Below are 24003 nucleotides of genomic sequence, written 5' to 3' on the forward strand. Positions count from 1 at the left end.
CAAGAAACTGCTGTTATAGAATTTGGTAGCTCCACTAGTTCAACCTAATTCTTTTTTATGAATGTAATCTGAATTGGGCCTCCTGGTGCCCGAAGCCTTAACTCAGGATTTGGGCCTAGACATGTGTTTTTAATATCACCCGAGATAGTATAATTCCAGTTATTTTCATTCTTACTTATTTCCCAAACAGTATCAACAACACAAGCACGTACGCTTATAAAAATTGATATTGAATCTGGAACAACAAAAGTACCATCGCCAATGTATCTGGCTTTTCGATTCTCTAAAATACGGCTTGTTGAGCCATCACAACCACAATCTTCACCTTTTTTTGAACATGCAAATGCAAAAATGGACAGCAGAGTGAAGTAGAATGAAACCTTTTGAATGAAACGCATATGGTATATGATCTAATACTCACAAAGTGATCCAGAAAGTATGACAATAGTTGGAAATTATAGAACGAAAAATCCGGGATTTCCTGAATGACTTAACCATATTTTAAAATGTGGTTAAGTCATTCAGGTTCTTGGTTCAAGCACGTCTTCTGGTTAGTCGATCCACTTTGACACCAAAACAGTGGTTGGTTACATCCAATTATACGATCTTAACCCGCCAAATAAACCGGTGGTATTTCCGTACTCTTAGACTTGTAGCATTCCGTGTGTCCAGTTGAAAAAATCGCCACTATTCTGCACTATCAAATTACAGAGTAGTGGTACATCAAAACAAATTACAGTACTCCTTATAGGGACACGTTAAAACGTACTCATCTGACCGAGATTTTTAGATGTTAGCACTACCGGATGATTGTGAGTTGAGAGTAAATTCCGGTAGTGCTAAATCTCTGGATATTCTATTTTTTTTCAAGAACTATCTTCAAGTTCTTCATATCATCACTAATTTTCTTATCAACGATCTTCGCATACTGCTGAGTCGTTCTGATATTGCGATGCCCGAGCATTTTTGAAACACTTTCCAGCGGTACTCCGTTAGTAAGTGTTACAGTAGTTGCAAAAGTATGCCTGGCTAGGTGGAAGGTTATAATTTTATTCACACCACACACATCTCCGATTTCCTTTAGGTACGAATTCATTTTTTGATTAGTGAGAACCGGCAGCAAGCTATTCTTCGCTATGCATCTTGGATGATCCTTATATTTGTCAAGTACAATCATAGCCATGGGTAGGAGAGGGATTCTGGATGGCGTATCCGTTTTTTGCCTTTTAATTGAAAGCCACTTTTCGCCGTCAATACCGACAATGATCTCGGAAGATTTAAGCTTAAACACATCGGCATAAGCTAAACCGGTGTAACAGCAAAATAGAAATATATCTCTAACCTGTTCCAAGCGCTCATTGTCAAACTCTTTATTAGAGATATTTTGCAATTCGACTTGCGATAATGCGTCCCGATTGACCTCCCGGATAGACATCTTGAAAGCAATGAATGGATCCCTTGCAAGCCATCCTTTTTTAACACAGATAATAACTATCTTCTTAAAATTGGCGAGGTACTTCATTGTTGTATTGTGACCAATTTTTCGAACCGTTTTCATCCAGAATTCAAACTCAGAGATAAAATCAAAGTCGAGATCCTGAATACTTAAATCTGATGTTTTGTACTTCCATCCAATGAAAGCCTTTGTATGATCAAAAGTAGTTCGATACCGCCCGAGTGTTCCCATAGCAAAGTCACTCCCGACAAGCTTCGCCATTTTATCATTGTGAGTTTGAAAGATCTCAAGGATAAGCCTTGACTTGTCGGGAACTCCGTTAATTCTATTCTTGAGCATTTCTGCGGTGAACTCTATGTCAGATTCAACTGCCTGACGATATATCTCGTAAATTCTGAATTGCAAAGTATCGAGATAAGCATTTAGAATTTTAGCATCTTCCCTGGTTCCGTTTTTTCTTTCCTTTTTCGGATTCCACTTTCCTGGCTCACATTTGCGGCCGGTGGAGATTTCTACTCGCTCGCCATTCAGTGTGAGTCGAGCATAAATCGAATGTTCATCCTCTGTGTGATTGCTACGTTTCTTTAAATAAAAAAACATAGTGAAGTTTCTTGTTAGCATAACATTAATTTTAAGTGAATAAAACTACGAATAGTGCTACCAAAAAATCAAGATGTTTATTTCGTGAACATGTTGTTAATCAAACCGTTGCATCGCATTGGGTGAGCATTGTTTCACTTTCGAAATGCTCCCGAGATGCTCACCCGAATATTGCGAATATTTGCATATTTTGGTAAGATCTGAAAAACAAAAAAGCCTGTAAATAATTGATTTACAGGCTTTTGATGCTTTTTGGTATTCTTACTTGCAGAGAGGAAGAGATTCGAACTCTCGATACAGTTACCCATATACTACCTTTCCAGGGTAGCTCCTTCAACCACTCGGACACCTCTCTGTGTGGTTATTGAGGGTGCAAAGATAACTTTTCTCATGCAAGATGCAAATAGAAACTTCGCATGTTTTAGATAAATGCATTTAAGCGCTTAGACACTCATCTCGCCCCGGAGCGGCGTTGCCAGTAACTCTGCGCATTTTCGGGGATCGCTTTCTTTGCCGAAGATGTACATCATTTTCGTGATGGCGGCTTCGGCAGTGATGTCCGAGCCGCTTACTACGCCGGCTTGTTTGAGGAAGCGGCTGGTTTCGTAGTGGCCTTGTGCGACGCGGCCGCCGTCGCATTGGGAGACGTTGAAAATGAGGATGTTTCTGGCAATAGCGTTGCTAATAGCATCGAGGAACCATGGCGCGGTGGTGGCGTTGCCAGCTCCGTAGGTTTCCAGAACAACGCCTTTTAAGCCTTTGATATTCAAGATGGAATCGACCACCAACTGACTGATTCCCGGGAACATTTTCAGGAATGCAACATGATTGTCCATGTGTTTGTGGACCGTCAGTTGCTGGTTGGGTTCGTGTGACTTAATGTAGGGTAAATTATATTCAATCCTCACGCCGGCGTTAGCGAGTGCGGGATAGTTTTCGGAGTGGAACGCATTGAAATCGGAGCTTTCGCGCTTTTTGCTGCGATTGCCACGGAGCAACATTGAATTGAAATAAATACAAACTTCCGAAATCATCGGCTGGCCGTTTTCATTTTTGGCTGCGGCGAGTTCCAATGCGGTGATTACATTCTCCCGGGCGTCCGAACGAGCGACGCCGATGGGCAGTTGTGCGCCGGTGAGAATGACGGGTTTGTTGAGATTGTCGAGTAAAAAACTAAGTGCGGATGCTGTATAGGCCATTGTGTCCGTGCCGTGCAGGATAACGAAGCTGTCGTATTGCGCATATTCCTGTTCAATGATCGTCGCCAGCTCGATCCAGATTTCAGGGCTCATGTTTGATGAGTCGATGGGCTCGGATAGGGACAGGAATGTAATGTCGAAATTGAGCCTGCTGATCTCAGGAACGCGGTCAATAATCTGGTCGAAATTGAATGGGACGAGTTGCTTTCCTTTGGTTTCGTAGACCATTCCCAATGTTCCGCCGGTGTAAATGACTAGCACGGAGCCTACGGTTGGCTCGGGAGAAATGGGGTTAATGTGAATTTTGCTGTATGACATGCAAATTTGCTTTTGGGAATGCTGGATGCTTGTACGAGTGAGAAGGCTAGGATGCTTTTACAAGCATTTTTCTGGCGTTTTCACTGGTGGCTATAATGGCTTCCTGCTTGGTAATCTGTTTCAAATCGGCCACGCGCTGGGCAACGAGATCGATGTAAGCAACCTCATTTCTTTTGCCGCGGTATGGAACGGGCGCCAGGTAGGGCGCATCCGTTTCCAAAACTAAATGTTCAATGTCAACAAAAGGAATCACTTTATCCAAGCCGCCGTTTTTAAATGTCGCAACGCCGCCTATGCCGAGTTTGAAACCGAGTTCAATGGCTTTGTTGGCTTCATCCAAAGTTCCGGTAAAGCAGTGGAAAATGCCTTTCAGGTTGGGATCTCCAAATTCTTCAATGAGTTTTACAGTTTCCCAAAATGCGCTTCTGCTATGAATGTCGATCCAGAGATTGTGTTTTCTTGCCAGTTTGCATTGATATAAAAATGCCTTTTCCTGCTGTTCCCGGAATGTTTTATCCCAAAATAAATCCATCCCGATTTCACCGATGGCTATAAAGCTGGCTTTGTCGAGCCATTCTTCGATGATGGTAAGTTCTGTCTCAAAATCATCTTTTACATACGTCGGATGCAAGCCGATCATCGGCAGGCATTTGCCGGGGAAGCGCTCGGCCAGTTCCATCATGCCGGGAATGGTGGCGTGGTCGCAATTGGGCATCCAAATCTGCTCTATGCCTGCATTCCAGGCGCGATCAAGCATGGCATCGCGGTCCTCAGCATAATCGTCACTGTATATATGAGCGTGGGTTTCAATCATCTGTATTAATATTCACGTCCTTTCCAGACGGTTTTTCCAGGTAAAAAGTAATTGGCCAGCATAATCCACCCGATCAGCGTCATATGAAACCAGAACAGCAGCGCGGCTTTCCAAAGGTCAAATTGCCGCAGCAACACAATGGAAATCAGCGAGATAATCGTGATCAGCACGTAATAGCGCCCTATTCCGATCCACGGCTCGATAGGAAACCATATGGAGAGAATCAGAAATATGGGAACGATCAAGGATGACAAGATCAGGCTCCATTTGGTCACCCAAAAGGACTGCATAACGCCCTGCATCCAACGTTTCCGCTGTTTCAGCAACTCTGCAAAGCTGGTAACGGGTTCGGAAACATTCAGAATGTCCCTGTGATACGCCATTTTAAAATCATAGCCGCCTTTTGCGATGCCCATGAATAGCGTGTAATCCTCCACAATGGAAAACCCAAGCTTTTCATAACCGCCAACGGCGAAATACGCTTCCCGAGCCACGGCCATGTTGTTACCCATGCCGGTCATAGGAATTTTGAACAAAGAAAAAAAGCGTGCGACACTCAGTGCAAACAGCCATTCGGTGGACAAAAGATCTGCTCGTAAATGGCTTTTTTTCATGCGCGTCAGGCCGACTACGACGCCGGTTTTTTCTTTAAAATGCCTTAGCATGCCCTTTACCCAGGTCGGCGCAACGGTAATGTCGGCGTCACAATAGAACAGATAATCACCTTTGGCTTCGTGCGCAAGCTGCGCCAGCACATTAGCTTTTCCCTTTAATCCTGCAACTTGCTTCGTGATTTTAAGGCATTTAAACTGGTGTTTGTCCCAAATAAATCCGGCTATAAGCTCTTCGGTAAGGTCTTCGGAATCGTCGTCGCCGATAATGATTTCAATATTTTCTTTCGGAAAATCGAGTTCATGCAGCGATTTGAGACATCTTTCAATATTATTTTCTTCGTTACGTGCCGCGACGAGCACGCTCACTTTAATGCGATTGCCGGTTTGAAGCATGTAATAGTATAAATTTTGCGATCATAAAGTGTTCATTAGTAATGTCATAGCGTCACTTCATCGCCATTGCTTCGAATGTAAATCCCTCATTACTGAAATGCTCCAAAAACCTCGGAAGCGCGTATTGCATATTAGGTGCGGCTTTGACGCTGTCGTGGAACAAAACAATTGAGCCAGGCCGGGTGTATTGAATCGATTTTCGCAGACAAATTTCCTGTGTAATTTCTTTGGAAAAATCCCCGCTTAAAACATCCCACATGATAATGTCGCGCTCACTTTTAACAACACGCGACTGGCTTTTTTTGATCCGTCCATAAGGTGGCCTGAATAGATTCGTCGGCACATTCAGCTGCTTCTCACATTGCTTAATGTTGTCGAGATACACTGCATCCTCAGTCTTCCAGCCGTTCATGTGATTGAATGTGTGATTGCCTATGGCATGTTGATTATCAAGCAGTTGTTTGTAAATCTCCGGATGTTTCTCCACATTATTTCCAATGCAAAAAAAGGTCGCTTTCGCCTTGTAACGTGCCAATGTTTCCAGAACAGACTCGGTAATGTCGGGAATAGGGCCGTCGTCAAAGGTCAGGTAAATCTTTTTTTCCTGCGTCGGAACGCGCCAGATAAAGCCCGGAAAAAACGCTTTCAGCCAGAAAGGCGAATGGTGTAAAAACATTATTTTAAATGGTGTCGGCCAATATTTGTGGTCAAATATAAAGGGATATAAAATAAGAAGCTGCCCATTTGGAGCAGCTTCTCGCTTAATATAATATGTAGCTTTTATAAAATCACCGATCAGGCATGCGCAAATGCGGGGTTGAACATGGAAACCGCTTTCGCTTCCAAAAACGACTGTCCCATCAAATATTCATCCACCGATCTCGCTGCTTCACGGCCTTCGCTGATCGCCCACACAACCAAAGATTGTCCGCGGCGGCAGTCACCGGCTGCAAACACTTTTTCATTGGAAGTTGATTGGTAACCGTTTGTTTTAATGTTGCCGCGCTCGTCAAATACTACTTCCAGGTCGTTCAAAAGGCCTTCTTGTTGCGGGTGCAAGAATCCGGCTGCCAAAAATGCCAGGTCGCAAGGAATGTTTCTTTCGCTTCCCGCCACTTCTTTCATCTGCATACGGCCCGTTTCAGGATCTTTTTGCCAATCGAGGTCAACGATTTTCAACTCTTTCAAATTGCCGTTTTCGTCGCCAACAAATTCTTTTGTATTGATAGACCAATGTCTGTCGCAGCCTTCCTCGTGCGAAGTTGAAGTCCGCAACATCATCGGCCAGTTTGGCCAGGGCGTACTTGCATCGCGTTCCTTCGGAGGAATAGGCATTAATTCAATTTGTGTAATGGAAGCTGCACCATGACGGCCGGATGTTCCCACACAGTCAGAACCCGTGTCACCGCCACCGATTACCACCACGTGTTTGTCTTTCGCAATGATCTGTCCGTTTGTGTAAGGCGCTCCGCGGTGATCCACTTCCGGGTTAATGCCCGCCACGCGTTTGTTTTGCTGGCTCAGGAATTCCATCGCAAAGTGAACACCTTTCAAATGACGGCCTTCGATTTTCACATCTCTTGGAACCGTCGATCCCATTGTCAATAAAACTGCATCGAACTCATCCAGCAATTCGTTTGCTTTCACAGTCACACCCACATTCACATTCGTGCGGAATTCAACGCCTTCGGCTTCCATAACCGCCAAACGACGGTCAATAACGGCTTTATCCAGCTTAAAATCAGGAATTCCGTAACGAACCAGTCCACCGATTTTATCAGCGCGTTCCATCAAAACCACCGAATGTCCGGCTTGGTTAAGCTGGTAAGCAGCGGCCATTCCCGCAGGTCCGGAACCAATAACAGCGACTTTTCTGCCAGTGCGGAATTTCGGAATTCTTGGTTTTACAAGGCCTAGTTCGAACGCTTTCTCAATGATCGCTTTTTCAATGTATTCAATCGCCACTGGTGGCTTGTTGATGCCGAGCACGCAAGATGATTCGCATGGGGCAGGGCAAATCCGTCCCGTAAATTCTGGGAAGTTATTGGTCGAAGACAAAATTTCGTAAGCCAGCGCCCAGTTTTCATCATACACCGCGTCGTTGAACTCGGGGATAATGTTGCCTAGCGGGCAACCATTGTGGCAAAAAGGGATTCCGCAGTCCATGCAACGGGCTGCCTGCTGTTTGGAATGAGAGTCGGTTGGGGCAGTTTCAATCTCGCGGTAATCCGAAAGACGTTCGTCAACACTTCTTTTCTTTGGCAACTCCCTTTCAAACTCTAAAAATCCGGTTGGTTTTCCCATTCTTATATTTCTTATTAAATCGTTATTCTAATTAAAACAACTTCAACAAAATGTGGGTAATCGCTTATTGATGAACTACATCCACAACGATGTCTTTGTAAACCACATTCTTATCGGCAATCTGCTGCGCCAATGTAATGTTGCGTCCTTCCAGCGCTTTTTTGAAATCGGCAGGCAACACTTTCACAAATTGCTTCACAGATTGTTCCCAGTTTTGGATTAGCTGGAATGCAATGTTGCTGGTTGTATACTGGAAATGTTTGTCCAGATATTCGCGCAAAATACCCTGATCTTCTTCATTAAGCGGATCGAGTGAAACCATTTCCATGTTCACTTTCTCTTTGAATGTGCCGTTTTTGTCCAAAACATAAGCCACTCCGCCCGACATCCCGGCCGCGAAGTTTCTTCCTGTTTCACCAAGAATCACAGCCAAACCGCCCGTCATGTATTCCAGACCGTGGTCACCAACGCCTTCAACAACCACTTTCGCACCTGAGTTACGGACGCAGAAACGTTCTCCGGCTGTTCCTCTGATATAAGCGTCTCCCGAAGTTGCGCCGTAGAAAGCCACGTTACCAATGATAATATTCTCTTCCGGCTTGAATTTCGAGTCGCGGTCTGGATAAACGATCAACTCAGCGCCGCAAAGTCCTTTTCCGAAATAGTCATTGGCGTCACCTTCCAGTTCCAGACGAAGCCCGGCTGTGTTAAATGCACCAAAGCTTTGTCCGGCCGTTCCGCGGAATTTGAAGTGAATGTTGCCTTTTGCAAGACCAGCACCGCCGTATTTTTTAGAAATTTCGTTCGATAGCATTGTTCCCACCGAACGGTTCAGGTTGTTCAATGCGAACTCAGCATAAATTTCCTCCTGGCTGTCCAACGCAGGTTGCGCTGCCTTGATCAGATCCCAGTCGATAATGCTGTCGATGCCGTGATCCTGCTCTTCCTGTTTGAACTGAGCCACTGAAAGATCACCTTCTTTATAAAGGATGGCGTCGAAATTCAGGTTTTTATATTTCCAATGTTTGATATCGTTACGCAGTTCGAGATATTGAGCCTGGCCAACCATCTCATTTACAGTCCGGAAACCAAGTTGTGCCATGATCTCGCGCAACTCTTCGGCCATAAAATGGAACATGTTCACCACGTGCTCAGGCTTACCGGAGAACAATGCGCGCAATTCTTTATTTTGGGTTGCTACGCCGACTGGGCAAGTGTTCAAATGGCATTTGCGCATCATAATGCAACCTGCCGCAACCAGTGCAGCCGTCGCCACGCCCCATTCTTCCGCGCCCAGCATCGCCGCAATCGCAAGGTCTCGACCTGTACGAAGCTGACCATCAGCCTGAACGGTAACCCGTCCGCGCAATTTGTTTTTAACCAAAGTCTGGTGCGTTTCCGCAAGACCAAGCTCCCAGGGCAAACCAGCGTGACGAATCGAGCTCAATGGTGAAGCACCCGTTCCGCCGTCATAACCGGAGATCAGAATGTGGTCCGCATGCGCTTTCGCAACACCCGAAGCAACCGTTCCAACGCCCGCTTCCGAAACCAGTTTTACGCTGATACGCGCCTGACGGTTTGCATTTTTAAGGTCAAAAATCAACTGAGCCAAATCCTCAATCGAGTAAATATCGTGGTGGGGCGGGGGAGAGATCAAGCCTACACCCGGCGTCGAGTGACGCGTGCGGCCGATCCAGTCATCCACCTTGAAGCCTGGAAGCTGTCCTCCTTCACCCGGTTTTGCACCTTGTGCGGTTTTGATCTGTAACTCGCCAGCATTGCTCAGATAATGGCTGGTAACCCCGAAACGTCCCGAAGCAACCTGTTTGATCTGCGAATTCATGCTGTCGCCATTTGCCAAAGGCGTGTAACGCAGTTCGTCCTCGCCGCCTTCACCGGAGTTCGATTTTCCACCGATCCGGTTCATGGCAATGGCCAATGTAGTATGCGCTTCCCACGAGATAGAACCAAATGACATGGCACCCGTAGCAAAGCGTTTGAAAATGCTCTCAACCGGCTCTACTTCTTCAATTGGAATACTTGTTCCTTTTTTGAAACGAAGCAAACCGCGAAGCGTTAACGCCTTATGGCTCTGATCGTCAATCAGTTTTGAGTATTTCTTGAATGTTTCGTAGCTGTTTGTCTTCGTAGATTGCTGCAACAAATGCACAGACGCCGGGTTAAAAATGTGCGCTTCTCCGCGTTGTTTCCATTGGTAAAATCCACCCACTTCCAGCTTCGGTTTCGAATCCGGCGTTTCGTGGTAAGCCACTTTATGACGCACCAGAATTTCACGCGCAATCTCAGAAATGCCCATTCCACTGATGCGGGAAATGGTTCCTGTAAAATATTTGTCAACCACATCTTTGTTCAAACCAACGCATTCGAAGATCTGAGCGCCTTGGTAAGACTGCAATGTTGAAATTCCCATTTTAGAGAAAATCTTCAAAAGCTCCTTATTAACGGCCTTAATGTAGTTGTAATGTAGTTTTTCATCGGTAAACTCACCATCAACCATCTTCTGACGGTTCATGAACGAAAGCGTTTCGAATGCCATGTAAGGGCAGATTCCCGCAGCACCATAACCGATCAATGCGGCCACATGGTGTGTTTCCCAAACGTCTCCCGCTTCAACCAATAACCCTACTTTTCCTCTCAATCCTTCACGGATCAAATGGTGGTGAATGGTTGCAGTGGCTAGTAATGAAGGAATTGGCGCATGATCTGAGTCAATCGCACGGTCGGACAGGATCAGGATTTCAAATCCATCATCAATCGCGTCAGTTGCGTAGCGGCAAATGCGTTCTAATGCTCTTTCCAGCGCTTTTCCGCCTTCGTCAGCGCGGAAATAGGTGTTGATTGTTTTCGCCTGGAAACCATCTTTATCAACAAAACGTAGCTTATCAAACTCCTGCACCGACAAAATCGGATGCGGCAGTGCGATCTGGCGACAATGTTTCGGCGTCTCGGTTAATATATTTTCAGTTCCACCGACGAAAGAAATCAGCGACATGATCGAACGTTCGCGGATCGAGTCAATCGGTGGGTTGGTAACCTGTGCAAAAAGCTGTTTGAAATAGTTAGACAAATGCTGGCTTTGCTCAGAAAGCACGGCCAAAGGCACATCCGTTCCCATCGAACCGATTGCTTCCTGACCTGTTTGTCCCATAGGAGCCAGGATCATGCGTAAATCTTCCGAAGTGTAACCAAATGCAACCTGACGTTTCAGCAATGCATTGTCGTCATAAGCGCGGTAAGTCCGGATCGGATGATCCAGCTGATCTACGTGCAACTTATTGTCATCCAGCCATTTCTGATAAGGCTGACCTGAACAAACTGCTGCTTTAATTTCTTCATCCGGAATAATACGGCCTTGCTCCATGTCCACGACGAACATGCGTCCTGGCTGCAAACGACCTTTGGTAACAACTCTTGACTGATCCACATCCAAAACCCCGGCCTCAGATGCCATAATGATCGTATCGTCATCTAAAACCCAGTAACGCGAAGGACGAAGACCATTGCGGTCAAGCGTTGCGCCGACCATTTTACCATCTGTGAACGAGATCGAAGCCGGACCATCCCAGGGCTCCATCATCGCAGCATTGTATTCGTAGAATGCTTTGCGTTCCGGATCCATCTGCTCATTTCCGTCCCAAGCCTCAGGAATCAGCATCATCATTACGTGCGGCAATGAACGGCCAGAAAGGTGCAGCAATTCAATGGCATTGTCCAGGTTCGCAGAGTCAGATTGGTTTCTGTCGCAAATCGGGACGATCATGTCCATTTCTTCTTTTGTAAAAAACTCAGAAGCAAATGATTTTTCCCCGGCGCGGATCCAGTTCACATTTCCTTTTACGGTGTTGATCTCACCATTGTGCGCAATGTAGCGGAACGGCTGAGCAAGCTCCCAGGAAGGGAATGTGTTCGTAGAAAAACGCGAGTGAACAACCGCAAGGGCCGAAACTACCGATTCGTTTTCCAGGTCCGGGAAGTAATATTTTAGCTGGGCAGTTGTAAGCTGGCCTTTGTATGAGATCGTGCGGCAGGATAAGGAAGAATAGTAAAAGCTTCTTTCCACGCCCTTAACCGTATCTCTGATAATCCGCGCAGAAACCTGGCGCAGGATGTAAAGCTTTCTTTCAAACCCAAGATCGTCCGTTACTTCGTCCGGACGCTTGATAAACAATTGCTCAACATGCGGTTCAACAGACAATGAGCCTTCGCCCAATGTGTTGTTCAATGTTGGCACTTTTCTGTAACCTAATATATGCAGTCCAAGCTTTTTGGCTTTACGGCTCAGAATGTCGCGGCACTCTTCACGCATGATTTCGTTGCCAGGAAAAAAGATCATCCCAACGCCGTACTCGCCTGCAGGAGGCAATTGAAAACCAAGCTTAGAACATTCTTCAACAAAGAACTCGTGTGGAATCTGAATCAAAATGCCTGCGCCATCACCCGTGTTCGGATCGAAACCGGTAGCACCCCTATGCTCCATGCGTTCGAGCATGTGAATGGCGTCAGCCACGATCTGGTGTGACTTGCGGCCCTTAATGTTAGCCCGGAAACCTATACCACATGCATCATGCTCAAATTCCGGACGGTACAGTCCCTGATTTTCTACCATTGGTTCAGACATTTGCGACATTAATCGAAGATTCTAGAGTTGACAAATTCGTAAATAGAATTTGTTTAAATAAGCAATTAAAAATTTTTAAGAAACCGCCATCCCGTTATGAATTGGGTAAAGCCACGCAAGATAACCATAAAAAATATTTGGCCGAATACGGAAATGGCAAAATTTTCTATCTGTATGATATTTTGATTTTTTTATCACAATTAATATAGAAATATTGATAAAACGATCAGTGCTTTTAGTGATTAGTTGTCAAATTCATAATCAAAAACCACTATAAAGTTGTCTTACCTAAATCCAAATACCGTCTTGTTAAAATAATAAATCTTTCTGTTATGACCAAAAAAAAGCCCAGCCGTGAAAGGCTGGGCAATTGTGTTTATGAATTTTTTGTGCTGATTATGGCTCTTTGGATTCGCTTACATTGTCGTAATCTTCGTCATCATAACCATCGTCGCCTGCACCAAATTCATTCTCCAGACTATGCATGAAAACGGCGTCAATGGCTTCCTCTTTGGATGGTAAAACTTCCATATCCGGAATCTTCAGGTCTTCCAGCAAGTCCATAAAATCATCATCCCGCGTCACGATCACGAGCAGGCCAAGGTCATTGGCGCAGAGCCAGTTTATTTTTTTCAAGATTGCAGTTCCTGCCGCATCCACCGATTTCACAGGCTGCATATTGACGATCAGATTGTGGTAACCTTCACGGAAAATTTCGCGTGCCGTTTCCTCAAATGCCGCCGGGACGTCACCCGCAAATGCGGGCTCTTCCAGCTCTATATATACGAATTGTTCTTTCTTTTCCAGTTTATAGTTCATTTCAATTTTTTGTTTTGTTCAAACAAGATTTTTAATAAAATATCAACAGAATGTGATTACAATGCCCTTAAAATGGCGTTTTCTATTCTTTTCAATGGATCGTCCAGATTGTTTTTCTGGAATTTATTGCCTGTTACTTTTTCAAATAACTCAATGTAACGGTCGGAGATCAGCTGAATGCGCTCATCGTCCATCACCGGAACAGTCTGGCCTTCTTTTCCCTGGAAACCATTCTGAATGAGCCACTCTCTTACAAATTCCTTGCTAAGCTGTTTCTGGGGAAGTCCCGCCCGCTGGTTTTCCGCATATACGTCTGCATAGAAATAGCGGGATGAATCCGGCGTGTGGATTTCGTCAATGAGGTAAATTATGCCATCCAGTTGGCCAAACTCATATTTTGTATCCACCAGGATCAGTCCCTGATCGGCAGCCATTTCGGTTCCTTTGGCAAAAAGCGCGAGGGTGTATTTTTCCAGATGCTCGTAATCATCCTCGCTTACCAGGCCCTGCGCAAGGATTTCTTCGCGCGAAATGTCCTCGTCGTGTCCTTCGTGCGCTTTCGTAGTCGGCGTAATGATCGGCTGGGGAAGTTTATCATTTTCTTTCAATCCATCCGGCAAAGAAACGCCGCATACCGAGCGTTTGCCAAGCGAATATTCCCGCCACGCATGTCCTGCCAGATAACCGCGAACGACCATTTCTACAGGATAAGCCTGGCATTTCAGCCCAATGCTCACATTCGGATCTGGCACTTCTTCGAGCCAGTTGGGCACGATGCCCGACGTTGCATTCAGGAAATGTGCCGCTATCTGGTTCAAAACCTGTCCTTTATATGGAATTGCCCGAGGCAGGATCACGTCGAAAGCCGAAATGCGGTCGCTGGCAACCATCACAAGTTTTTTCTCGAAGGAATAAACGTCGCGCACTTTTCCTTTGTAAAACGCTGTCTGGCCAGGAAATTGAAAGTTGGTTTCTGGAATGCTATTCATCTTTTTATAGTAAAAATTACCACTCTATTTCGTCTTGTTTTGCTGTTTTAGACTTGTATTGCTTCCTTCTGAGCTGGTAAATATATTGCGATTCGTTTGATTTCATGGCATCCAATATCGCACGGGCCTGCTCCTCAGACATATTCATTTCCCGCAAACTTCGCAGCAGCTCCTCTTTCTGCACATCTTCGGCCACTTCCCGCGTCTCCGGTTTCGGCTCCGGCGGCGCAGGCTGGTTGCGCTCCGCAATGGCATCCCGCTCCGATTTTTGTTTCTTATTATTCTGGTCAGAAGGCTTGTCGACGCCTGAAAATGCTTTTTTCAAAACAATGTAATTGCTCCTTGCCAGGCTGTTTCCTGGTTCCAGCCGCAGCGCTGTTTTCAAATGATCGAGCGCATTCACTGTGTCCTTTTGATTCACTCGAATTAATGCGATTTGGCTGTTTGCAATGGATGCAATGGTGTTATCATCAATGTGATCCAGCAGTTCGTAATGTTTCAACGCCAATTTGTAATTGCCCATCTGATAGTAGGAGTGGGCCAGATTCAGGCGCGCCGCCGGGTTGGAAAAAAGGGAGCCGTACGTAATTTGGTAATACAAATCGGCCGACTGCTTGTATTGTTTGTTGTTGTATGCCTGCTCCGCGCCCAGTTTCCGCTCATTGGCCTTGGTAATGGAGTCAAATGTCCGATTATCCCAGAGCCAAAGCAGAATATAAAGAATAATGGCGGTCATAGGCGGTCGATTTGTGTCGCAAAAATAAGCATGAATCCTTATAGTCGGAACGTTCCTATCGTAATTAAAACGTCCAGCAGGATCAGGATCAGTGCCGCGCCCAGGAAATAATAGTATTTGTTACTCACCACCGTAATTGTCCGCGAATCGACCAATGTTCCCTCCGCCTGGTTGACGTCATTGATGAGTTTCAACATGTCATTTTTGGTATTATTAAGCTCATAGTAAGTTCCTCTCGCCGCGGTTGCCATCGTTTTCAGGAAATTTTCATCCAGTTTGCTGATCACCAGTTTGTCGTTTTTATCCATCAGCGGCTTGCCGTCCTGCTGGATGCTGATGCCCACTTTCGTCCCCACCGCCACCGTGTAAACGCCTATTCCAAACCGACGTAAATTGTTGTACAACGGCCCGCTGCAAGATGAATTATTCTCACCATCCGTAAAAAGGATCATCATTTTCGAGCGTCCGCCGGGATCGGCAGCATTCATTAATTTGTTGTAAGCCAGTTCGGTTGCATCGCAAATGTTGGTCCCGCCCGTCGCCAGTAAATCCGTTTGTAATGATTGTATAAATAATTCCAAAGCAGCGCCATCATAAGTCAGCGGCACGTGGATGAATGCTTCATTGGAAAAAATAATGATCCCGATCCGGTTTGCCCGCTCATTCTGCACAAATCTGTTCATCTCAAATTTTACTTTTTCCAACCGCGAGGGCGTCACATCCGCTGCGTCCATGGATTTGGAAAGGTCCACGATCAAAAAAATGTCCTTGCCTTTGGACTGGATCTGCCGGTCGGCCTCCCCGAACGACGGTCCGAGCAAACTGATGATCAATAATGCGAATGTAATGGACCTTAAAAATAGTTTCAGGATGAGGGTTCTTGCGGTGGTTTGCAACTGCCGGGCGATGCGGACGGTGCGGATAATGTAGGCTGTGTAGATTAAAATGAAAAAAAATATGAAAAAAAATTCAGTGGTGTCAAAGGGGTAATTCCAGTTCATAATGAACGCTTTGGGTAATTTAAAATTTTTCAAAAATAGGGAATTGTGGCTTCTGATAAAGTTTTTTTAGGGAAATGTTTGTTTTTCTGAACGGCAACCTTCTATATTTGCAACCCAGAACGGAAAGAAGGAGGGATGGGTGAGTGGCTGAAACCAGTAGTTTGCTAAACTGCCGTACTCGCAAGGGTACCGCGGGTTCGAATCCCGCTTCCTCTACACCGATCTAAAATAGAGTAAAAAGAGGGGCTGACCTCTTACGAAATCGAGACTCAGCCTAACAAGTAAAATAACTCGGGGAGTGGCGCAGCCCGGTAGCGCATCTGGTTTGGGACCAGAGGGTCGCAGGTTCGAATCCTGTCTCCCCGACAAAAAAGATTTAGGCAGTTAGGCCGTTGCAGATAAAACTGCGAATCGCTGACTGCCTATTTTTTTGACTACGGTCCGGTAGCTCAGCTGGATAGAGCAGCTGCCTTCTAAGCAGCAGGTCATGTGTTCGAATCACATCCGGATCACGCAAGCACTTAACATTTGTTAGGTGCTTTTTTTGTTACCAGGGTGTTTGTCTTCTACATTATCTTTCCTATCATTGCAAGGCAATCGTTGCTTACACATACTAACTCAAATTGAACATGATCTCTTCACATTCAAGCATTAGTACGCTTAGTCAAAATATCAGGCCTTATCTGCACAAGGCTGACAGCACGACAATTACTAGTCCAGTTGCAAACCCAAGCGACCGTACAATTCACGAATTAAAACGCGAATTGAACGCTAGGACAAAGTCCATTGAGAAACTGATCGGTTTTCTTCAAGATCTTACCTGGATCAAAATTTCGGATGAGGAAACAAGAACAGCCATTATTGATCTTATTCAGATTGCAAAAGACTTTTACACTCAGGAGAAAGAATTTATTGCTTCCCTAAAATTTGCTGATAGCGGAGAATCCAACGCTTATCTTCGAGCACTCGACGATCTTCAAGAAACAATCCAGGATGTAGAATCCGCAATCATTACCCTTCCCAAACTTGACGGCTTCAATAAAATTTTTGACGAGCTGTCGGAGTTATAGATGAAAATTTTTTGTACTGAGAGTTTCAAATGCCAGTTTGATAAATTGGTAAGAAATCAATCTTACGCCTCCCTACAAAGCCAGCTCATCGAGTATTTCTTCAATGATAAAATCGACAAGCGAAATGGGACGAAATTGAATGGTCATGCGACAGATCCATTCATAAAGAAGCGTCTGGAAGGCGCGGGAGGCTATCGGGCCTACTATTACATTGTAATTAAAAACGACTGCCTCTACCTTGCCTTTGTTCATCCGAAGACTGGTAGATACGGAATGGCCAATGTTTCGGACAATTCAAGCGAGAGCTCGCGAAAGAAGTGTTGGAGGCAATAAAGATGGGGGATTTGTATGAAACGGGGTTTAGTCCAGGTAGGCAAATCATTAGCTTTACAGGCGTAGTTCCAAAATAATGTTATTAATGAACTTAAAGGTTTTGTCGGAAACTCCGACTTGATTTCTATCTTTGGCTATGAAGAAATTCTCAACGATGAAAGAGGCCTTTGACTGGTGGGCGAAGCACATTTATCCGGCTTTGCCGCCGGACGTGAAAAAGGGTAGGTATACAAGTGCTTGGAAGGATTATACTTATCAGCAAGGAATTTCTGAAAGGAGAATGGAAAACATTTTATCAGACTTTGGTAAAATCGATGTTAAGATTGAGATAACGTTCACACCAAACTAAAATTTTTGACTGACTTTTGTCGGAAAACTCGACTTATATCCTGTAATAAGAAACCCGGAGCTTCTAAGTTTCTGAGGCCGCGATGCTCCGGGGGAGTTTAATCTTTAATGCAGTTGCAGCGATTTGATAAATGTATTGGCGTTTTGCAGGCGCGTAATTGAGATTTGGATTTTGGATTTTTAGGGTTGAGAAACCTTGTATAGAATATATTTTGCCGATTGTTTGCTCATTTCCACCGAAGGATAAATGCCCTGTATTGCTGCTGGAATAGACACGTAAAATTTAATATCTTTAAGAAACGAAACTCAACTTAAAATGATACAAACAACAAAAACATCGGATGCAAAAGTTGTTGCTGGTGTCAATATGGATCAGAAGCAGCCTGTTTTTCTTAGAATGCTGGACGACAAAAAAGCGATTTACCGCTTTTTTCAAGGGGAAATTTCAATTGATGAGCTGAATGCCAGAGGAATCAAATTTATTAAACCATTATAGTTTCGTTGAGGTAAATCTTTCTTACAATTTTGTAACTGATTCCGGCGATCAATATTCAGCTTTCTTTGTCGGGACTAACTATTTTGAAGATTATTTAGATTTGAATGAACATGTTGTGAGCTTTGGGTTTTCTCCAAATGAGAGAAGGTCTGAAGCTTTTTTCTTGGATTCAAATTGCAATTTAAAGCGAAGAGCAAAAATAGATTTGCGGGTGCGGGATACGATTTTCGCTATCATGGAGGAGTTTCTGACCAAGTTCCCCACTAAATCTATTGTTTCGATTTGCGCTAACAATGATGCACGCGAACTGTGCCGTCGCAAATTATTTAAAGATTGGTACAAAAAGGCTTCTGAATACAAACCGACATTGATCGAAAAGTATGACATTGATCTGCAAGGAGCTGACACATTCTATGGTTATGCTTCGCTAATCCTCCGAAATGATAATCCGCGGCACGATAAGCTTAGGGATGCGTTTCAAAATCTAAACAATGATTTGATCTCCAAAGGTTATTAGATCGTAAGAGCCACGTCTTATGCGTTTAACCCCACAATTTGAAGTCTCTTCCAAGATCATTTGACCGATCAATCACCCAAACCCGCCTCCTGAAAACTCTCTGCTTAAAAACAGTTGGTATGGCACCGATTTAGCGCTTGTATGTAGCAAACTTTTAAGTGCTATTATGTGCAAAATATTCTTTCTCTTCATGGCCTTCATTGCTGTGCCATGCTTTTCTCAAACAAAAACACTCTGGGACGGTGAAGCAAATCCGGCTAATTGTAAAAAGGCCTACGGTTCTATCATTTCGGGATCCGATGCTTTTGCCGGTGATGCTTGTTTCCGCGCGGAGCCGGATAAGTTTCATATGCCGAAAATCGGGTTTAATTGCAGCGGTGCCTGGCGGGCGGATATTTCGGGGTTCGATGAGCTTCGTTTTTTTGTAAAGTCAAATCAAAACGCGCAGACCACTTCCATACGGCTTATCACTTACTTCGCTCGTAGCAATTGGGTCGATATTGGCCCTTATATACAGGGTGCGGGCGGGATTACTACCGATTATAAGGAAGTCAGAATTCCGCTGAAATTGTTCAAAAAGCAAGGTTACGATCTCAGTTCTATTGAATATCTCGAATTTGCAACTACAACTTTAAACCAACTTTTCTACTTTATCGATGACATTCAGGTTGTCGACTTAAAATCGCCCAAGCTCTCATTACAACCGGTTTCCAGCCGGGTTTTAAAGATCAGCGTTAGTGAACGGTTTGATACGACAGGATGCTATAAAACTGCCAACTACAGTTGGGCGAGCCAGGCAGATCCGGCGTATCTGCAACAGCAACATCCCGTTAAAATCGGACGGCATCATTATGTTAAGGGGTTACTTCCGACGTCCGGAGTGCCAATCGTTGTGTATGAGCTGTATCTGATTTTTGATAAACCATTGATTAATGCTGGCTTATACAATTTGACAGTCACTGACATCAGAGACTTATCTGGTAATGCAGCTGCATTGGACACGGCGTTCACTTTCAATGACCTTGCAATTTACGGAAACGTAAAGGCCAACCAGGTTGGGTATTTGCCCGATAGCCCGAAACTGGGCAAGCTGGGCAGCTTTCTGGGTGATGCCTGGTTTATGCCCATTGATTCGGTCGGTATACCTGTTTTTGAGGTTCGAGACGAGGCAGATCAAGTTGTTTATAGCGGCATAAGTAAGTTTCTAAAAGCCGATTCATCATTTAGCGGCGAATTGGTTTTCGACCTGGATTTTTCGGAAGTGACCATTCCAGGCACATATTATTTGTATGTAGAAGGTTGCGGCCGTTCTGAAACATTCACCATTGCTGATGAAGTGTACGATGAGTTACATAAACACACGGCCAGGGCTTTGTATTACCAGAGATCGGGAAAACTGGATGCGCCGCAGGCAGGGAACTGGCATCGCGGCGGTTTGCCGGCGTCGTTGGCGGAAATTCATTCTTCTCACGCATCATCTCCGCTGCATAGTGCGTCCGATCCAGCTGTCGGTAGTAAAATTTCGATGAGCCAAGGCTGGCTGGATGCCGGTGACTACGGCCGGTATGTTCCCACGGCGGCAAGTGCTTTGTTTATTCTCTTTACTGCTTTTGAGCTGTATCCGCAAAAGTTTCCGGACAATTGTTACAACATTCCCGAAAGTGGCAACAGCATTCCTGACCTGCTCGATGAGATCAAATATGAAACCGATTGGCTGAAACAAATGCAGGCACAAGATGGTGGCGTGTATTTCCGGGTTACACCTGCTACCTGGTCGACCGGATTGCCGGAAGATGAGGTCAGTACACTTTTCGTTTCTGAAAAAACAACGCAGTCCACAGCACTTTTTGCAGCAGCGATGGCCATGGCGGCTCGAAATATGAAAGCCTATTTCCCCAACTACGCCCAGAATTGTCTCGATATGGCGAAAAAAGCCTGGGCTTTCCTGCAACTGCATCCGCAAGCATCAGCTCCTGTGAATGTGCCCGGCATTTCGGCTGGACCTTATCCGGATCCTATTGACCTGGATAACCGCGCCTGGGCGGCTGCCGAGCTCTATAAGACGACGGGCGAAGTCATGTATAATAATGCTTTTCTGGATTACTATGCCAAGATCCCTCACGAGTTCCATGCCACCATGAGCTGGGCACACCAAACTTTCAAAGCGGCGTGGGCTTATTCTACAACCAAATTTCCAGTCAGTAATGCTCCTGTTGCGGAGTTTAAGTCCAAGCTGAATACCGAAGTGCTGGTCAATTACAACCATAGGACAATGGACATTCATGCGTATCATGGTGCATATCATCCTTTTAAGGGTTATGTCGGCTACGGGACTTTTGGCATGGCCCAGAGCTATGCATTTGACTATATTATGTTCAGTTATCTGCTGTCCAAGCCCGAACTGCTGGATCTGGCAAAAATTCAGCTTGATATTCCTTTGGGCAACAATCCATTATCTAAAAGCATGATTACCGGCGTTGGCAAAAATGCTCCGAAATTTCCTCTGCATTGGTCAACGGTTCAAAACAAATACACCGAGCCAGTTCCCGGCATCCCGGTATTTGGCCCTGCTGCGTCGCTGGTTATGAACAGGCCGTCCAGCTTTGCAATCCAGGACTCGGCAAACCGATATCCCTATGGTTTCGAAAAAGAAGACCCTTATCCTGTGCTCCGTCGCTATACGGACGCGCGTGAGGCTGTTGAAATGTCGGAATTTACGGTCCAGGAAATCGCTGTCACAATCGCTCCGTTTGCGTTTTTCAGCACCGCCATCAATGACGCACTTCCGGTTCATTTTGCAAGCTTTGAAGCACAGGCTGAACAATGTCATGTAAATGTGCACTGGACAACCAGCCAGGAAGTCAATGCGGATTATTTCGTTATTCAGCGCAGTGCCGATGCGAAAACGTTTGAGGATATTGGCCGGGTAAGCGCAGCGGGATCAAGCAACATATCTCAGCAATATCGCTTCACAGACTCCCTCCCTAATCCGCGTAACTATTACAGGCTCAAACAAGTCGATTATGATGGACGATATCAATTTACGCGTATCCTTTACGCCCCGGACGCTTGCAATGGAATGAAAATAAATGTTTTGCAAAAGCAGCAAAACATTTATGAAATACAAACCGAGTCGGCAGAAAATACGGATCTGCTCACAGGTGAGGTCGTTAACAAACGTGGGGTTCCCAGAAAGCGATTCGATATAAATCCAGGGATAGCCACGCGTTTCGACACATTCGATCTTCCAGCGGATATTTATATTTTACAAATCAAAAACCAGCAAGGATATCGATTGTACACGCAAAAATTGTTGGTTCACTGACCGGTCCATGGCAACATTACTGCCAGTTGCTTGTCCAGTTATAAGGATCAGGTCCGGTGACACTGCCGCTAGTTGGATAGCCGGAAGCATTCAGTAAGTATGTGTAATGCGTGGCAACAGGGTTTTTGGCCGGTTTTTTCAGATACTTGTTTTCCACGAGGTTCAATGTCTTCGGGGGAAACAATTTTCCGTCCATTTTGAGATTGAACTGGCTGAAATGAGCGGACTTATCTGCATGTTTCATATAGTATTCGTAGCTCACTTTATTCACAATGGCGCCGTCCGCATCATAGCGCTCCTGGGAAGAAACATTTTGGTCGTCATAGTAATACACCAGATGGCCATCAGGGAGATTATTTTCCCGGTAATATTCCTTAACCACCTTTCCGGCCTGATAAATGTAATCGGTTTGTATCACATCCGTAATGTTGCCGCCGCTCGTATAAAATGTTTCAACTTTCCTGGTTGCGTATTGATTTACAAGATCATACACAATGTCGGAGCTCTTTTTGCCGCCGTAAACGGTTGTGTAGATCACTTTGTCAGGGGCATAGGTCAAAGTTGTGACATAAGCTCCGCCTTCGGTCCGGTAACTTTTGAGTGAATTATTCGCATTGTACTGAATGTCAGTTATGTCAAAGCCAGGCATTGTGGTTTGTAAAAGAAGCTGCCCCACAACGAATGCATTCGCATCCGTTTTTACGTTTTTAGTCATGGCAGGATCGGGCATTTTCTCACTTTTTTCACAAGAGAAAATAGCAATGGACAGGAGCAGGATCAGTCTCGCCGAGAGGCTGCAAGGGAATAGTTGTTTTGTCATAATAGCTTTACTTTTTCTGTAAATAGATGTTGCAATAAGGTGAAAACAGTTGTGAGGTTGTTACCAACGAGGACGAACAGCCGGCGCCATTTATCAGGCGGCAACTGCCTTTTATCATGCGGTTGCCGACAATCTCAAATCAATTGTCCTGTTTCCCCTGTTTTTTAGCTTTTGGCAGATATTAATCGTATCTTACAAGATGGGCAGCCGAATGTCCAGCGCATGCTTTATGAGACTTAGCAATGAAACCAACCCCAGAGCAGTTAAGAGACTTTTTCAAGTCTAATTTTTTCCAGGCTGATCAATCGTTTGAATATAACCAGGAGGCGGCGATAGCCGATTTTTACAGACGTTTTTACGGAGCCGGCGACGTGGCGGATCCGATCCCTAACCCGCGTAAATGGCAGACAACCTATGTCAGGAAGTACGCTGTGAAGGCATTCATGCGCACGAAGGATGGAAACATTCATCACGTCATCTTCAAACAGGATTTAGATAATAACCTGATCACTAATTTTGATGGCTCGGCATGGCAGGGAGATCCCAATCTGGTAGATGTTTGGCAGGAGTACTATGAGTCAGACAATAACCTTGCAGTGAGTGGCTGGTAGCAATTTTTGGGGACTTTTGTGGAGGTAAACAGCAGGAGTTTAAAGTATTGTTTTTAAAACTATTCGAGAAAAGTAAAAAGTTGTATTTTAGCGACAACCGTAACCCACTATCAGAATATTATGAGCATACTTTACATTGATCATGAGATCAATAATCTCAACTCCTTTAAAGCTTCCTTCCGAAGAGACGCGACAATTTACCTCGCAGACACCTTGGATAAAGGCCGCAAAGTTTTAGAAGAAGAACAAATCGATGTCATTTTCGTCGATCACCAGATGCCTGATATGACGGGTCTGGAATTCTTGAAAATGGCGTCCAAACAATATCCTGAAAGTATCCGCGTCCTGCTCACAGGACAGGCCTACAATGCTGAATTCAAGCATGCGGAAGTGAAAGGTTATCTCCACAATTTTGTAACAAAACCGTGGGATGAACAGGATTTAAGGCGGCTGATCATCACCAATATGATGTAAAACTTTTAAGAAGCAGTGAGTGAGCGTGTTCCGGCAAGGGGCACGCTCATTTTTCTTTGAGGGGTGCCAGTTATCGAAATGCTAAAAAAATTGCCACAGCAATATTTGTTGGAAATATTTTTTACAT

The 24003-nt window shown here is 44.9% G+C and carries 21 protein-coding genes and 4 tRNA genes; 10 read left to right on the top strand and 15 right to left on the bottom strand.

What is annotated here, in order from left to right; genetic code table 11:
• Nucleotides 1-44: 44 nt before the first annotated feature.
• From LZG74_RS16450 to LZG74_RS16510, 13 genes are all read right to left on the bottom strand, one after another.
• On the bottom strand, nt 45-398 hold the full coding sequence (locus LZG74_RS16450; protein WP_233797631.1) for a hypothetical protein: 354 nt from the start codon (nt 396-398) through the stop codon (nt 45-47).
• 458 nt (nt 399-856) lie between these two features.
• Complete coding sequence (locus tag LZG74_RS16455; RefSeq protein ID WP_233797632.1) at nt 857-2077, bottom strand: site-specific integrase; 1221 nt, start codon at nt 2075-2077, stop codon at nt 857-859.
• 247 nt (nt 2078-2324) lie between these two features.
• A tRNA-Ser gene (locus LZG74_RS16460) sits at nt 2325-2411 on the bottom strand.
• An 88-nt stretch (nt 2412-2499) separates the two neighbouring features.
• The gene (locus LZG74_RS16465) at nt 2500-3573 is read right to left on the bottom strand and encodes an asparaginase (RefSeq protein WP_233797633.1); all 1074 of its coding nucleotides are present in this window, start codon (nt 3571-3573) and stop codon (nt 2500-2502) included.
• Nucleotides 3574-3619: 46 nt separating this feature from the next.
• The gene (locus LZG74_RS16470) at nt 3620-4387 is read right to left on the bottom strand and encodes a TatD family hydrolase (RefSeq protein ID WP_233797634.1); all 768 of its coding nucleotides are present in this window, start codon (nt 4385-4387) and stop codon (nt 3620-3622) included.
• 5 nt (nt 4388-4392) lie between these two features.
• On the bottom strand, nt 4393-5394 hold the full coding sequence (locus tag LZG74_RS16475; RefSeq protein WP_233797635.1) for a glycosyltransferase: 1002 nt from the start codon (nt 5392-5394) through the stop codon (nt 4393-4395).
• Between the two features lie 52 nt (nt 5395-5446).
• On the bottom strand, nt 5447-6070 hold the full coding sequence (locus LZG74_RS16480; RefSeq protein WP_233797636.1) for a polysaccharide deacetylase family protein: 624 nt from the start codon (nt 6068-6070) through the stop codon (nt 5447-5449).
• Nucleotides 6071-6189: 119 nt separating this feature from the next.
• Nucleotides 6190-7698 (bottom strand): glutamate synthase subunit beta, encoded by a 1509-nt coding sequence (locus LZG74_RS16485; RefSeq protein WP_233797637.1) that lies wholly within the window; start codon nt 7696-7698, stop codon nt 6190-6192.
• A 64-nt stretch (nt 7699-7762) separates the two neighbouring features.
• Nucleotides 7763-12346, bottom strand: a complete 4584-nt coding sequence (gene gltB / locus LZG74_RS16490) for a glutamate synthase large subunit (protein ID WP_409014498.1) — start codon at nt 12344-12346, stop codon at nt 7763-7765.
• A 387-nt stretch (nt 12347-12733) separates the two neighbouring features.
• A complete protein-coding gene (locus LZG74_RS16495; protein ID WP_026629865.1) occupies nt 12734-13156 on the bottom strand; it encodes an STAS domain-containing protein in 423 nt (140 codons plus the stop codon).
• Between the two features lie 56 nt (nt 13157-13212).
• Complete coding sequence (locus LZG74_RS16500) at nt 13213-14145, bottom strand: phosphoribosylaminoimidazolesuccinocarboxamide synthase (protein WP_233797639.1); 933 nt, start codon at nt 14143-14145, stop codon at nt 13213-13215.
• Between the two features lie 16 nt (nt 14146-14161).
• Nucleotides 14162-14881, bottom strand: coding sequence for a hypothetical protein (locus LZG74_RS16505; protein WP_233797640.1), 720 nt, complete (start codon nt 14879-14881; stop codon nt 14162-14164).
• 38 nt (nt 14882-14919) lie between these two features.
• Nucleotides 14920-15882, bottom strand: coding sequence for a VWA domain-containing protein (locus LZG74_RS16510; protein ID WP_233797641.1), 963 nt, complete (start codon nt 15880-15882; stop codon nt 14920-14922).
• A gap of 129 nt (nt 15883-16011) precedes the next feature.
• On the opposite strand from LZG74_RS16510, the gene LZG74_RS16515 reads away from it, so the two are divergent.
• The 4 genes from LZG74_RS16515 (at nt 16012) to LZG74_RS16530 (ending at nt 16952) form a co-directional block, all read left to right on the top strand.
• Nucleotides 16012-16098: transfer RNA gene (locus LZG74_RS16515), tRNA-Ser, on the top strand.
• A 76-nt stretch (nt 16099-16174) separates the two neighbouring features.
• Nucleotides 16175-16248, top strand: a tRNA-Pro gene (locus LZG74_RS16520).
• Nucleotides 16249-16320: 72 nt separating this feature from the next.
• A tRNA-Arg gene (locus LZG74_RS16525) sits at nt 16321-16394 on the top strand.
• Nucleotides 16395-16511: 117 nt separating this feature from the next.
• Nucleotides 16512-16952 (top strand): hypothetical protein, encoded by a 441-nt coding sequence (locus tag LZG74_RS16530; protein WP_233797642.1) that lies wholly within the window; start codon nt 16512-16514, stop codon nt 16950-16952.
• 72 nt (nt 16953-17024) lie between these two features.
• Here the strand turns inward: LZG74_RS16530 and LZG74_RS16535 are convergent, their stop codons facing one another.
• On the bottom strand, nt 17025-17204 hold the full coding sequence (locus LZG74_RS16535) for a hypothetical protein (protein ID WP_233797643.1): 180 nt from the start codon (nt 17202-17204) through the stop codon (nt 17025-17027).
• Between the two features lie 217 nt (nt 17205-17421).
• Here LZG74_RS16535 and LZG74_RS16540 point away from each other — a divergent pair, with 217 nt between their 5' ends.
• From LZG74_RS16540 to LZG74_RS16555, 4 genes are all read left to right on the top strand, one after another.
• A complete protein-coding gene (locus tag LZG74_RS16540; RefSeq protein ID WP_233797644.1) occupies nt 17422-17634 on the top strand; it encodes a hypothetical protein in 213 nt (70 codons plus the stop codon).
• A 315-nt stretch (nt 17635-17949) separates the two neighbouring features.
• Nucleotides 17950-18129, top strand: coding sequence for a hypothetical protein (locus LZG74_RS16545; RefSeq protein ID WP_233797645.1), 180 nt, complete (start codon nt 17950-17952; stop codon nt 18127-18129).
• Complete coding sequence (locus LZG74_RS16550) at nt 18095-18646, top strand: DUF6169 family protein (protein WP_233797646.1); 552 nt, start codon at nt 18095-18097, stop codon at nt 18644-18646. Before LZG74_RS16545 ends, LZG74_RS16550 begins: the two co-directional genes overlap by 35 nt.
• 190 nt (nt 18647-18836) lie before the next feature.
• Nucleotides 18837-21971, top strand: coding sequence for a glycoside hydrolase family 9 protein (locus LZG74_RS16555; protein WP_233797647.1), 3135 nt, complete (start codon nt 18837-18839; stop codon nt 21969-21971).
• Between the two features lie 16 nt (nt 21972-21987).
• Here LZG74_RS16555 and LZG74_RS16560 read toward each other — a convergent pair whose 3' ends face one another.
• Entirely contained in the window at nt 21988-22791 is an 804-nt protein-coding gene (locus LZG74_RS16560; protein WP_233797648.1) for a hypothetical protein, read from the bottom strand.
• Nucleotides 22792-23033: 242 nt separating this feature from the next.
• Here LZG74_RS16560 and LZG74_RS16565 point away from each other — a divergent pair, with 242 nt between their 5' ends.
• Together LZG74_RS16565 and LZG74_RS16570 are read left to right on the top strand one after the other, a co-directional pair.
• Nucleotides 23034-23402, top strand: coding sequence for a hypothetical protein (locus LZG74_RS16565; RefSeq protein WP_026629875.1), 369 nt, complete (start codon nt 23034-23036; stop codon nt 23400-23402).
• Between the two features lie 120 nt (nt 23403-23522).
• The gene (locus tag LZG74_RS16570) at nt 23523-23876 is read left to right on the top strand and encodes a response regulator (protein WP_233797649.1); all 354 of its coding nucleotides are present in this window, start codon (nt 23523-23525) and stop codon (nt 23874-23876) included.
• The last annotated feature ends 127 nt before the right edge of the window (nt 23877-24003 follow it).

Source organism: Dyadobacter sp. CY327 (genome assembly GCF_021390415.1).
GTDB classification, from domain to species: Bacteria; Bacteroidota; Bacteroidia; order Cytophagales; family Spirosomataceae; genus Dyadobacter; species Dyadobacter chenhuakuii.